The organism is Sphingomonas sp. P3_C6 (assembly GCF_056402595.1).
In genome coordinates this window covers 150392-163297 of record NZ_JBFUHB010000006.1, presented here as the reverse complement: position 1 = coordinate 163297, position 12906 = coordinate 150392, and the positions used below count along the sequence as shown (strand labels likewise).

General features: G+C 68.3%; 11 protein-coding genes. 3 read left to right on the top strand and 8 right to left on the bottom strand.

The window, feature by feature from the left end:
* The first annotated feature begins 108 nt into the window (after positions 1-108).
* Positions 109-1098 carry an alpha/beta hydrolase gene (locus tag AC1DT7_RS09405; protein WP_478035676.1) on the top strand — a complete coding sequence of 330 codons (990 nt, stop codon included), beginning with the start codon at positions 109-111 and terminating at the stop codon, positions 1096-1098.
* A 141-nt stretch (positions 1099-1239) separates the two neighbouring features.
* Here AC1DT7_RS09405 and AC1DT7_RS09400 read toward each other — a convergent pair whose 3' ends face one another.
* From AC1DT7_RS09400 to hutI, 8 genes are all read right to left on the bottom strand, one after another.
* The gene (locus AC1DT7_RS09400; RefSeq protein WP_478035675.1) at positions 1240-1788 is read right to left on the bottom strand and encodes a hypothetical protein; all 549 of its coding nucleotides are present in this window, start codon (positions 1786-1788) and stop codon (positions 1240-1242) included.
* A 206-nt stretch (positions 1789-1994) separates the two neighbouring features.
* Entirely contained in the window at positions 1995-3296 is a 1302-nt protein-coding gene (locus AC1DT7_RS09395) for an Hsp70 family protein (RefSeq protein WP_478035674.1), read from the bottom strand.
* A gap of 79 nt (positions 3297-3375) precedes the next feature.
* Complete coding sequence (locus AC1DT7_RS09390; protein WP_478035673.1) at positions 3376-4476, bottom strand: PepSY-associated TM helix domain-containing protein; 1101 nt, start codon at positions 4474-4476, stop codon at positions 3376-3378.
* A gap of 145 nt (positions 4477-4621) precedes the next feature.
* A complete protein-coding gene (locus AC1DT7_RS09385; protein WP_478035724.1) occupies positions 4622-5191 on the bottom strand; it encodes a HutD/Ves family protein in 570 nt (189 codons plus the stop codon).
* A gap of 14 nt (positions 5192-5205) precedes the next feature.
* The gene (gene hutU, locus AC1DT7_RS09380) at positions 5206-6873 is read right to left on the bottom strand and encodes a urocanate hydratase (protein WP_478035672.1); all 1668 of its coding nucleotides are present in this window, start codon (positions 6871-6873) and stop codon (positions 5206-5208) included.
* A gap of 204 nt (positions 6874-7077) precedes the next feature.
* Entirely contained in the window at positions 7078-7878 is an 801-nt protein-coding gene (hutG, locus tag AC1DT7_RS09375; RefSeq protein ID WP_478035671.1) for an N-formylglutamate deformylase, read from the bottom strand.
* Positions 7879-8044: 166 nt separating this feature from the next.
* Positions 8045-9577: a histidine ammonia-lyase gene (gene hutH, locus AC1DT7_RS09370; protein ID WP_478035670.1), complete on the bottom strand. Its 1533-nt coding sequence runs from the start codon at positions 9575-9577 to the stop codon at positions 8045-8047.
* Entirely contained in the window at positions 9574-10791 is a 1218-nt protein-coding gene (hutI, locus tag AC1DT7_RS09365; protein WP_478035669.1) for an imidazolonepropionase, read from the bottom strand. Before hutI ends, hutH begins: the two co-directional genes overlap by 4 nt.
* A 59-nt stretch (positions 10792-10850) precedes the next feature.
* Here hutI and AC1DT7_RS09360 point away from each other — a divergent pair, with 59 nt between their 5' ends.
* Together AC1DT7_RS09360 and AC1DT7_RS09355 are read left to right on the top strand one after the other, a co-directional pair.
* Positions 10851-12200 carry a formimidoylglutamate deiminase gene (locus AC1DT7_RS09360; protein WP_478035668.1) on the top strand — a complete coding sequence of 450 codons (1350 nt, stop codon included), beginning with the start codon at positions 10851-10853 and terminating at the stop codon, positions 12198-12200.
* Complete coding sequence (locus AC1DT7_RS09355; RefSeq protein WP_478035667.1) at positions 12197-12883, top strand: UTRA domain-containing protein; 687 nt, start codon at positions 12197-12199, stop codon at positions 12881-12883. Before AC1DT7_RS09360 ends, AC1DT7_RS09355 begins: the two co-directional genes overlap by 4 nt.
* Positions 12884-12906 lie beyond the last annotated feature (23 nt).

Genomic DNA, 12906 nt, shown 5'->3' with positions numbered 1-12906 from the left:
TCCGCCGCCCCTTTCCGCTTGCCGTGCCTCCGGCCGGAAGGCACGATGCCGTCGACACGACCGTCGCGGCAGCAAGTCCCGGTCGGGCAAGGGGAGGAATCGTCGATCATGATCTGCGACACCATGACGGGCGCGTCGCGCGCCCTAGCCGTCCTAGCGTGCGCCGCTTCGGGCTTCGCGCTCGTCTGCGCCACGCCCGTCATGGCGGCGCCGGCTCAGACGGGCGCGATCGGTATCTCGAGCGACGACAGCATCAACCCGCTGGCCGCGCCGGCCGAACCTGCCGCAATTCCCCTGGGCACCGGCGGAGTCACCGGGTCGACGGCACGCGAGGCCTGGTTCCGGCAATATGGCACCGCCTTCACGCGCAACGTCACCACCGCGACGATTACGCCGTTCCTGCCTGATCCGGCAAAGGCGACCGGCGCCGCGGTGATCGTGGCGCCGGGTGGCGGCGGGATATTCCTGTCGATCGAGGCGGAAGGCTGGAAAGTCGCCCGGGCGCTGGCGGATCGCGGGATTGCGGCCTTCGTGCTGAAATACCGCACGCGCCCCACGCCCGGCGGGGAGGCCGAATTCAAGGCGGCCATGGACGCCATGTTCGCCAATGCCGGCCGCAAGGGCACGCGCATGAGCCCCGACGCAGCCGCCGCCCGCAAGAGCGATTCGATGGTCGATGCAGCCGCCGCCTTCGCCCTGATCCGGTCCCGTGCCGCCGAATGGCATGTCGATCCGCAACGCGTCGGCATCATCGGCTTCTCGGCCGGCGCGATGGTGACCATGACGACAACCCTCGGCATGCCGGAGGTAAAGCCGGCCTTTATCGGCCCGATCTACGGCTCGATGGAGCCGGTGACCGTTCGGGCCGACGCGCCGCCGATGTTTGCCGTGCTCGCGGCCGACGATCCGCTATTCGCGCACAAGGGCCTGGGCCTGATCGACTCCTGGCAGCAGGCAGGCCGCCCGGTCGAATTCCACCTCTACGAGCATGGCGGCCATGGCTTCGGCCTGGGCAAGAAGGGGACCACCAGCACGGGGTGGTTCGATGCCTTCATTCTGTGGCTCGACACCAACGGCTTTCTGAAGCGCGCTCCCTGATTGGCGAACGGTCGCGTCGACTCACGCGACGTGTGCAGACGCGACGCACGGTAGCCGACGCCGAGTTCGAACAGAGGTGCGGCCTGCGCGGCACCTCACCAGCCGCCAGCGGTTCACCTTCCGCTGGCCGGACTGCAGGGCTTATGCGTCGGTGAGTTCCCGCCTAGCGGGCACGCCCGTGAAGTCGACGACACGATCGGCCGTGATGGCCACATCGCCGGTATCGAAACGATGGCCGGCCTGGTCGAGCGTCAGGCGGGCCAGGCCGGTCAGGCGCGGCCCCTCGTCCTCCGACGCCTCGACGGACGCGATCGACGGCAGCCAGTCGATGCCGACGCCGTCGGTCTTGCGATCATGAAGCTGATGGATATGGCCCTGGGCGACGAAGCGCAGATCATGACCGTCGAAAAGGGATTCGATGCCGCGCCGCGTGTCGCGCGACACGTCGCCATCGACCGTCTTGAACCAGGGCTTGTGCAGGAACAGGCCGACCGGGCCGGTGCTCGCATCGAGCACGGCGCCAAGCCACACCATTTGCGGGCTGTCTGGATGCGTATCGAACGATGTCGGGTTAACGCCGACGAGCGTCCAGCCGCTGGTCTGATGAGCCCAATTGTCCTGCCCGAACGTCGCGCTGAAACGCGCCAGCATCTCGGTCCGGTCAGCCGCTATTTCGCCAAGGTGAATCATGCGGTTCGCTCCTGTATCGTTCAGGCGATCGCTCTTCCGCGTCAGGCGAAAGCACTCGCGATCGTTAGCGAAGCCTACGCCCCGTCAGTGCAGCTTTGATGACGCTGATGTTGCGGTTCAGGGTCAGAGACTGTTTGGAAATGCGCGAGGAGCATTTCGCGGTGCCAGCCCTGAAAATCGCTCTTCCGCGAATGTACAAACATCTCTCAGGCCGACCAGGCGGCGATGTCGTCCTGCTGCCCGATCAGCGCGAGGCCGTGCGCGATCGAGGTGAGCTCGTCGCCCGAGCTGATCGCGGCATCACCGAAACGGTGTGAGAACAGCGCGCGGACGGCCGGGATCAGCGAGGAGCCTCCAGTCAGGAACACCCGGTCGATCCCGCCTGCCTCAAGCCCGGCGACGGAGAGCGCGCGATCGACGGTCGCGTCGATCCGGCGCAGATCCTCGGCGATCCAGCCCTCGAACTCGGTCCGCGCGACATCGGCCTCGATCTCCAGCCCGGCACCGGCGAAATGGAAATGCGCCCGGTCGCCGCTCGACAGCGCCCGCTTCAGCCGGCCAACCGCGTCGTAGAGCGGGAAACCGAGCTCGTTCTCGATCAGCGCGATCATCCGCCCGATCGCGGCCGGCTCGGTCGCCGATCGCTGGAGCCGATGCAGTTCCTCCAGCGTGCGGCGGTTGCGCATCAGCGCGAGACGCGACCAGTCGGCGAAATCGGAGAAATAGCCGCCGGGGATGTCGAGTATCTTGTCGAACGAGCGATAGGTGCCGCCCTTGCCGAGCATCGGCAGCACCAGCCGATCGACGATACGCTGATCGAACCGATCGCCCGCAATGCCGATACCGGCATGACCAAGCGGCACGCAGCGCTTCGCCGCCCCCGGCTCGGCGACGCGCACCACCGAGAAGTCGCTGGTGCCGCCGCCAAAGTCGGCGACGAGGATCGTGGCAGGCTCCTCCAGCCGGGTCGCGTAGCTGAACGCGGCACCGAGCGGCTCATAGACATAATGGATCTCGGCGCCGAAGCCTGCGAACATCGCGTCGTAGCGCTGACGGGCCAGCGCCTCGTCGGGCCGCGCGCCGGCATATTCGACCGGGCGCCCAACAACGACCCGCTGCGGCCGTGTCTTCAGCCCGTCGCCGGCATGCAGGGAGAGCTTGTCGAGGAACATCCGCCCGAGTTCCTCGAAGCGATAGCGCTTCTCGAATACCGAGGCATGCTCGAACACCGGGCTTGCCGCGACCGACTTGAACGACTGGATGAAGCGCGTGCCCTGCGGATAATCGAGATATTCGGCGATCGCCCAGGGACCCGCCTCGACCGCCAGCCCGCCCCGCACATCGTCGTCATGCCAGAAGCAGAGCGCCGAGCGGAATACGGCGCTGCGCTCCTCCGGCCCGTCGAACGCGACCAGGGTCGCGCCGCCATCCGCACCTGCGCGCGCGAGCACGCTGTTGGTGGTGCCGAAATCCAGGCCGATGGCGCCGCCGGCGGCAAGATGTTCCATTGCCGACCTCCGACGCAGCACACAAGGCAGGCGCCTATGCCGCCTGACGCCGGGTCAGGGCAAGCTCTGTTATCCTGCCCTATCCCGCAGCCCTGGCCGCCTGCCGCGCCTTCAGTTCCGCCTTCCAGCCCCGCGCGCGCCACCACATGATGATCCCGGTGATCGCCAACAGCGCGGGCAGGAGGCCGCCGAGCACGATGATCGTCTGCCACAGACCGCCCATGCGGGTGCCGTCATGGATACGCCGCATCAGCCGCGCGGTATCTTCAGGCTGGATGCGCCCGGCCTTTGCCGTGCCGGTCGAATCGTCGACGGTCACGCTCGGCTGGGGATTGCCGGCCAGCCCGATGCGCCATTCGGCCTTGAGATCGGTCGGCCAGGTCACCTGGCGGACATCGCCGGGCAGCGCCGCCTGGGCGCTGGCGATGGCGGTGTCGAGCGAGAGGCGCGGCGTTTCCAGCGGCCGCGCCCGTGCCTGCGCCGCGCGGTCGGGGCCCGCCCCACGCTGCTGTCCTCCACCAGTGAGCGCCCCGAAGAATTGCGGGAAGGAAATCCAGGCGCCGGTAAGCGACAGCACGAACAGCGGCAGCGCGACCCAGAAGCCCGTCAGGTGATGCAGGTTGGTGTCGAGATTAGGGTGCCGCCGCCAGCGCAGGCCGCGCACCCATTTGCCGACGGTCGGCCACCACAGCCACAGGCCGGTGAAACAGGAGAGCATCATCGCCACGCCGATCCAGCCGACGATCTGGCGGCCGAGGCCAGGCACCATCAGGCTGCCATGGATGACGTGCATGGTGCGGATCAGGCCGGAATTGCCGACCGCCTTGTCGAGCACACGTGCCGTCGGCGGATCGAGATAGATGCTGATCCGCATCGGCGGCCCCTTGCCCGCCCGGCTGGCCGCGACGATCACCGGCGCGCCGGCATCGCCGGGCAGGGTCAGCGTCGTGATGCGATCCTCCGGGCCGAGTGCGCCGCGCGCGGCCTGCACATAGAGGTCGGGATCGATCTGCGTGCCGCCGCTGACCGCATAACGCTGCGGGTTGATCGCATGGTCGATCGCCTCGTCCCATACCAACGCGGCACCGGTCACCGAGATCGGGATGATCAGGATCGCGAGGATCAGCCCGATCCATTTATGCACCTGGAACCATGCGCGCCGCAGCGCCAGCTTGCTCATCCTGCCCTCACCTTGCAACCTGGGCACAGGCATAGCGCCTGCTCGGCGTGTTGCAATTGCGAATCGTTTGCGCTGATTGGGATTCATTCGCGCTTCAACCCCGCGCCTTGCCAGGAGCTTCCGTCGTCGACGCCGGATGACAGGCTCAGCCAGGCATGACCCGGAGCCGGATCGCGAAGGACGGCGCATCGCTGGCGATCGTGATCGAGGGCGGAACCGGGCTCTCAAACAGGATCGCATCGTAGCGGGCCAGCGGCCGGAAGCCGCCATCATCGGCCACCGTCGCGTCGCCGGTGGCAAGGATCATCAGCCAGGTCTCATCATCACCGCCGCCGACCTGCGCCGTTCCAGCCGGCAGCCGCTCGACCGACGCGGTGCATCGGCCACGGCGCACCATCACGTTGAGATCCCGGACATCGCCGCCGACCGGCGCGCCCCACGCGGCCACGTCTGCGGAAAAGGCGAAGGGCGCCTCCGCCGGTGTCAGGCGCCTCTCCGGCGCATTCGCGACCGTCAGCGACAAATCCCCTTCCAACACCGACAGGATCCGGTCGATGCCAGGAAAATCGGCAAAGGGTCCGGCGCCCCGCACTGCTGCGATGCTGACCCGCCAGACGAAATCACCCATGCCCGCACCAGGCGGGAAGGCGGCGATCTCCGCCGTCTCCCCGCCGCCATTGCGCCACGGCGCCTGGAGGCGCGTCGCCGCGCTCAGGAGGCGATGGCCGCTCAGCCGAGGATCCCCGGGAGATCGAGCCCCTTGTCCCGTGCGCAGTCGACCGCGATGTCATAGCCCGCATCGGCGTGGCGCATCACGCCGGTCGCCGGATCGTTCCACAGCACGCGTTCCAGCCGGCGGGCAGCCTCTTCGGTGCCATCGGCGACGATCACCATGCCGGCATGCTGGGAATAGCCCATGCCGACACCGCCGCCATGATGCAGCGAGACCCAGGTCGCACCCGACGCGGTGTTGAGCAGCGCGTTGAGCAACGGCCAGTCCGACACGGCATCCGAGCCGTCGCGCATCGCCTCGGTCTCGCGATTGGGGCTGGCGACCGAGCCGGAGTCGAGATGGTCGCGACCGATGACGATCGGCGCCTTGAGTTCGCCACTGGCCACCATCTCGTTGAAGGCCATGCCGAGTCGGTGGCGGTCGCCGAGACCGACCCAGCAGATCCGCGCCGGCAGGCCCTGAAACTTGATCCGCTCGCGCGCCATGTCGAGCCAGGTGTGGAGCGCCTTGTTGTCGGGCAGCAGCTCCTTCACCTTGGCGTCGGTCTTGTAGATGTCCTCCGGATCACCCGACAAAGCCACCCAGCGGAACGGGCCGATGCCGCGGCAGAAGAGCGGGCGGATATAGGCGGGCACGAAGCCCGGGAAATCGAACGCGTTGGCCACGCCCTCGTCCTTGGCGACCTGGCGGATATTGTTGCCGTAATCGACCGTCGGCACGCCGGCCGCCTGGAAATCGAGCATCGAGCGGACATGGACCGCCATCGATGCCTTGGCGGCATCGATTACCGATTGCGGGTCGCGCTCACGGCCCTGCGCCCAATCCTCGAGGCTCCAGCCCTTGGGCAGATAGCCGTTGAGCGGATCATGCGCCGAGGTCTGGTCGGTCAGCAGGTCCGGGCGCACGCCACGCGCGAACAGCTCAGGCAGGATTTCGGCGGCATTGCCGAGCAGGCCGACCGAGACCGGTTTCCCGTCGGCCTTTGCCTGGTCGATGATCGCCAGTGCTTCGTCGATCGTGGTCGCCGAACGATCGAGATAACCGGTGCGCAGCCGCATCTCGATCCGGCTCGGCTGGCATTCGATCGCGACACAGGAGGCCCCGGCCATCACCGCCGCCAGCGGCTGTGCGCCGCCCATCCCGCCAAGGCCCGCGGTCAGCAGCCAGCGGCCCTTGAGGTCGCCTTCATAATGCTGGCGGCCCATCTCGACGAAGGTTTCGTAGGTGCCCTGAACGATGCCCTGGGTGCCGATATAGATCCACGAGCCCGCGGTCATCTGGCCGTACATCGCCAGGCCCTTGCGATCGAGCTCGTTGAAATGCTCCCAGGTCGCCCAGTGCGGCACGAGGTTGGAATTGGCGAGCAACACGCGCGGCGCATCGCGGTGGGTGCGGAATATGCCGACCGGCTTGCCCGACTGGATCAGCAGCGTCTCGTCGTCCTCGAGCCGCGTCAGGGCGGCGACGATCCGGTCGTAACTCTCCCAGTCGCGCGCGGCGCGGCCGATGCCGCCATAGACGACCAGTTCCTCGGGGCGTTCGGCGACATCCGGATGGAGGTTGTTCATCAGCATGCGCAACGGCGCCTCGGTCAGCCAGCTCTTTGCGGTGAGCGTGGTGCCGGTGGCTGGGCGGATGATGCGGCTGTTGTCGAGACGAGTCATCGGGTGGGTCCTTTGCAATTTCCTTTCCTGCCAGAGCGTTTGCCGGGACCAGCCCCGATCCCGACGTCACCCCGGACTTGTTCCGGGGTCCATCGTGCCGCGAAAGCAACGCCGGTTGCGCCTGCGGAACGATGGATGCCGGAAAAAGTCCGGCATGACGGTGGTGGGTGAAGCGGGTCGTTCGCAAAATCTCCAGCCGGAAGGTCAAGTCGATCGGGCGAAGGCGAGGCATACCTTCAGGATTTGGGTGAGTGTGGGTCGCAGGAAGGCCCCGTCGAGCGGGGTGGGCCAGGTTTCAGGCGTCGGCGTCTCGGGCTCGGCCATGTATCCGCGCATCGCCAGCTCCATCTGGATCGCGTGGACACCGTCGGCCGGCCGGCCGTAGTGGCGTGTGGTCCAGCCGCCCTTGAAGCGGCCGTTGAGCACGTGGCTCAGGCCGGACGCAGCGCATTCCGCCTCGACCGCTTCGGCCAGCGCCGGGTCACAGCTCGCGCCGGAGAAGGTGCCTATGTTGAACTGGGGGAGTTCGCCCTCGAACAGCCGGGGGATATGGCTGCGGATCGAATGGGCGTCGTAGAGGACGACGCGTGGGTGAGAGGCGCGGAGCCGGGTCAGTTCGGCGTCGAGCGCTTCGTGATAGGGATCGAACCAGAGCGTACGGCGGCGGGCGATCTCTACGCCATCGGGTTCCTGGCCCTGGCGGTAGAGCGGTTCGCCGTCGAAGGTCGTGGTCGGGCAGAGTTCGGTGGTCGCCTGGCCCGGATAGAGCGAGGCGCCGGAGGGGTCGCGGTTCATATCGATCGCGCTGCGCGAGATGGTGGTACGCACGGTGGTCGCACCGAGATCGGTGGCGACATCGTAGAGCTGGTCGATCCACCAGTCCGCGTCGCGGCGGGCCAGCCAGGGGGAGACGAAGGCGGGTTCGATTTCGACAGGGAGGTAGGTTCCGGTGTGCGGGAAGCTGACCACGAGCGGGGCGGTGCCGCGGTGGATTTCGAGGGTCATGCGGCCCCTCCCCATCCGTCATGCCGGACACCCTTTTGCTTCCCCGGCGAAGGCCGGGGTCCAGTTGGGAAGGTCGGTGTAACGACGCGCGACGCGAGCCATTGTCGTCCCCCAACTGGGCCCCGGCCTTCGCCGGGGAAGCAAGTTTTGGAGTTGGGCGTGGTGCTCATGCCGCGACGTCGGGGAGAGCGATGCCCACCGCTTCGACCAGCGCGCCCGAACGGATGATCGCGTTCGCCGCTTCCATGTCGGGGTGCATGTGGCGGTCATGGTCGAGCCACGCCACATCGCGCCGCAGCCTCGCCCGTGCCGCCTCAAGCGCTTCGGACGACACCAGCGGCGCGTGGAATTCGCAGCCCTGCACCGCCGCGAGCAGTTCGATGCCGAGCACCGCGCCGAGATTCTCCGCCATGTCGAGCAGCCGCCGGGCACCATGTGCCGCCATCGAGACATGGTCTTCCTGATTGGCCGAAGTCGGGATCGAATCGACGCTCGCCGGATAGGCGCGCTGCTTGTTCTCCGAGACCAGAGCCGCTGCCGTCACCTGCGGAATCATGAAGCCCGAATTGAGGCCCGGCCGGGGCGTCAGGAAGGCGGGCAGGCCCGACAGCGCCGGATCGACCAGCATTGCGATGCGCCGCTCGGCGATCGAGCCGATTTCGCAGATCGCCAGCGCGATCATGTCGGCGGCGAAGGCGACGGGCTCGGCGTGGAAATTGCCGCCGGAAAGCGCCTCGTCGGTCTCCGGGAAGATCAGCGGATTGTCGGAGACGCAGTTCGCTTCGTTCTCCAGCGTCGCCGCGGCCTGACGCAGGATGTCGAGCACCGCGCCCATCACCTGGGGCTGGCAGCGCAGGCAATAGGGGTCCTGCACGCGCTCATCGCCCGTTGCGTGCGAGGCACGGATGGCGGAGCCTGCCATGAGCGTGCGGAGCGCGGCCGCCGTCTCGATCTGGCCGGCATGGCGGCGCAGCGTGTGGATGCGCGGATCGAATGGCGTGTCCGATCCCCGCGCCGCCTCGGTCGAGAGCGCGCCCGTCACCAGCGCGGACTGGTGCAGCCGCTCCGTCTCGAACAGGCCGGCGAGCGCGTTCGCGGTCGAGAATTGCGTGCCGTTGAGCAGCGCCAGCCCTTCCTTCGGCCCGAGCGTCAGCGGGGCAAGGCCCGCCGCCGACAAGGCCTCAGTTGCCGGCAGGCGCGTGTCGCCGACGAGGATGTCGCCGACACCGATCATCGTCGCGGCCATATGGGCGAGCGGCGCGAGATCGCCCGAGGCGCCGACCGAGCCCTGCGCCGGGATCACCGGCGTCAGGCCCTGCGCCAGCATCGCTTCGAGCAGCGCGACCGTCTCGGGCCGCACGCCGGAGGCACCCTGGGCGAGGCTGGCAAGTTTCAGCGCGAGCATCAGCCGCACGACCGGCACCGGCGAGGGTGACCCAGTGCCCGCGGCATGGCTCAACACGATGTTGCGCTGGAGCGTGGCGAGATCGTCGGTCTCGATACGCACGCTGGCGAGTTTCCCGAAGCCCGTATTGATGCCGTAGACCGGCTCACCCCGGGCAAGGATGCGCTCGACCGCGGCGGCGCTGGCCGCGATGGCGCCCGCCGACGCCGGATCGAGCCGCACGTCCGCACCGCGATAGATCGCCCGCCATTCGCCCAGCGGCACGGCACCGGGCCTGAGGGTGATCGCGTTCATAAGCCACTCCAGATACGGGCATGGAGCGGGTTGAACCCCATGCGATAGACGAGTTCGGACGGGTGCCCGATATCCCAGATGGCGAGGTCGCAGGCCTTGCCCGCCTCGAGCGAGCCGACCCGATCCTGAAGCCCGAGCGCGCGGGCAGCGTTGATCGTGACGCCGCGCAGGCATTCGGTGACGGTGAGGCGGAACAGGGTCGCGCCCATGTTCATGACCAGCAGAAGCGAGGTGAGCGGCGACGTGCCGGGGTTGTTGTCGGTCGCCAGCGCGATCGGCACGCCCGCCGCGCGCAGGCCGGCGATCGGCGGCAGCAGCGTCTCTCGGACGAAATAGAAGGCGCCGGGCAGCAAGGTCGCGACGGTGCCGCTCTGCACCATCGCCGCGATGCCGGCCTCATCGAGATATTCGAGATGATCGGCCGACAGGGCGCCGTAGCGGGCGGCAAGCGCTGCGCCGTGGAGGTTCGAGAGCTGCTCGGCATGGAGCTTGACCGGCAGGCCGTGCGCGGCCGCGGCAGCGAAGACGCGTTCGGTCTGCGCAGCGCTGAAGCCAATGCCTTCGCAAAAGGCATCGACCGCATCGGCGAGACCGGCCGCGGCGACGGCCGGGATCATCGTGTCACAGACCAGATCGACATAGCCGTCGGGATCGCCGGCATATTCGGGCGGCAGGGCATGGGCGCCGAGGAAGGTGGTGCTGATGCCGACCTGCCGCACCGTGCCCAGGGCGCGGGCAGCGCGGAGCATCTTCAACTCGTCGGCCAGCGTCAGGCCATAGCCCGACTTCACTTCGACCGTGGTGACACCCTCGGCGATCAGCGCGTCGAGGCGAGGAAGCGCGGTGGCGACCAGATCGGCCTCGCTCGCCACGCGGGTCGCCGTCATGGTCGATCGGATGCCGCCGCCGGCGCGGGCGATCTCCTCATAGGTCGCACCGTCGAGCCGCATCTCGAACTCGCGGGCACGGTCGCCGGCGTGGATCAGATGGGTGTGGCAGTCGATCAGGCCCGGCGTGATCCAGCGGCCGGCGCAGTCGACCGTCTCCGTCGCGTCGAAGGCGGGCGCACCCTCGGCCGGGCCGGCATAGACGATCCGCCCACCCTGCTCGGCGACGATCCCCTGCTCGACGATACCGAGCCCTTCGCCCGCGCAAGTCATCAGCCGGGCGTTGCGCCACAGCCGGTCGCAGCGGGGATGGTCCGGAGTCGTCATGCGATACAGACTTGGCCAAAGCGCGGAATATGTCTAGACATATTCGACAGGAGGTGCCGATGTCCGCTTTGTGGTTCGAGACAGCGCTGGTCGGTAGTGACTGGGCCGAGCGCGTCCGGCTTGAAATCGCCGATGGCCTGATTTCCGCCATTGCGACGGGCGTCGATCCCATGCCGGGCGACGATCGCCACGCGATCGGCATGCCCGGCCTGCCCAATCTCCACAGCCATGCGTTCCAGCGCGGCATGGCCGGCCTTGCCGAGCAGCGCGGCACCACCGGCGACGATTTCTGGTCGTGGCGCGAGTTGATGTACCGCTTCCTCGACCGGCTCGGCCCCGAGGATGTCGAGGCGATCGCCGCTTTTGCCTATGTCGAGATGCTCGAATCCGGGTTCACCCGCGTCGGCGAGTTCCATTATCTCCATCATGACGTGGACGGCAGCCCTTATGCCGACCGGGCCGAGATGGCGGCGCGGATCGCGGCGGCGGCGGAAGCGAGCGGTATCGCCCTCACCCTGTTGCCGGTCTTCTACGCCCATGGTGGCTTTGGCGGCGCAGCGCCGGGGGCAGCACAGCGGCGCTTTCTGAATGATGTCGAAGGCTATGCCCGGCTGGTCGAGGGGTGCCGCGCCGCCAGCGCTATGCTGCCGGACGCCGTGACCGGCATCGCCCCGCACAGCCTGCGCGCGGCGACGCCCGAGGAACTCGGTGCGATCCTGCCGCTGGCAGAGGGCGGGCCCGTCCACATCCATATCGCCGAGCAGCGTAAGGAAGTGGCCGACTGTCTCGCCTGGAGCGGTTGGCGCCCGGTCGAGTGGCTGCTCGGCGAGATGCGGGTCGATAATCGCTGGTGCCTGGTCCATGCGACCCATGTCACCGACGTGGAACGCGCGGCGCTCGCCCGAAGCGGCGCGGTTGTCGGGCTGTGCCCGATCACCGAGGCCAATCTGGGCGACGGCATCTTCCCGGCCGCGGCCTATCTCGCCGAGGGCGGCGCGTTCGGCATCGGCAGTGATTCCAATGTGCTCATCTCCGCGACCGAGGAATTGCGCCTGCTCGAATATGGCCAGCGCCTGACCCGGCATGAACGCTGCGTGCTCACCGGCGAACGGGCATCGGTTGGCGCGACGCTGTTCAACGGCGCGCTGGCCGGCGGATCGCGGGCATTGGGTGTCGAGGGCGGGATCGCGATCGGTCATCCGGCCGATCTCGTCTCGCTCGACGCGAACGACCCGGCGCTGGTCGCACGCTCGGGCGACCGGCTGCTCGACAGCTGGATTTTCGCGTCGCGGGCGGGGATAGACTGTGTCTGGCGCCGGGGCATCCGGCTGGTGGAGGGCGGCAGGCATATGCGGGGCGAAGAGACACGGCGGCGCTTCTCGGCCGTGCTCGCGCGCGTGATCGGATGACGATCGAGGCGCGCATCAGGCGCGACATCGAGGAGCGCATCCGTTCCGGCGAATGGCAGCCGGGCACCCGCATCCCGTTCGAGCATGAGCTGGTCGCGACCTATGGCTGCGCGCGGGCGACCGCGAACAAGGCGATCAGCCAGCTCGCGCGCGAAGGCCTGATCGAGCGGCGGCGGCGCGCCGGATCGTTCGTCGCCCATCCGCGCATCCGTTCCGCCGTGATCGGCGTGCCCGATATCGGCGCGCTGATCGCGGCACGGGGCGAGGCCTATCGCTGGCAGCTCGTGTCGAAGGCGGTCGATACGGACCCGCCGGAGGGCGAGACCGAAGCCGCCGGCCCCTGGTTGCGGTTGCGCGGCGTGCATCATGCGGGCGCCGACCCGTTCGGCTGGGAAGAGCGCTGGCTCGATCTCGCCACGGTGCCGGAGGCGGCGGCGGTGGATTTCAGCGATATGGCGCCAGGCACCTGGCTGCTCGGCCATGTCCCCTGGACCGACGCGCGACACCGGATCAGCGCGGTCGCCGCCACCGCCGCCATCGCGCGGCACCTGCATGTTGCCACCCATGCGGCGTGCCTGCAGATCGAGCGCTGGACCTGGCGGAATGGCGCCCCCGTCACCTTCGCGCGGCAGGTCTTTCCGGGCGACCGCTACGATCTGGTCGAGGATTTCAGGCCGCGCTGATCGCTGGACGGTGGGGCCGCAAG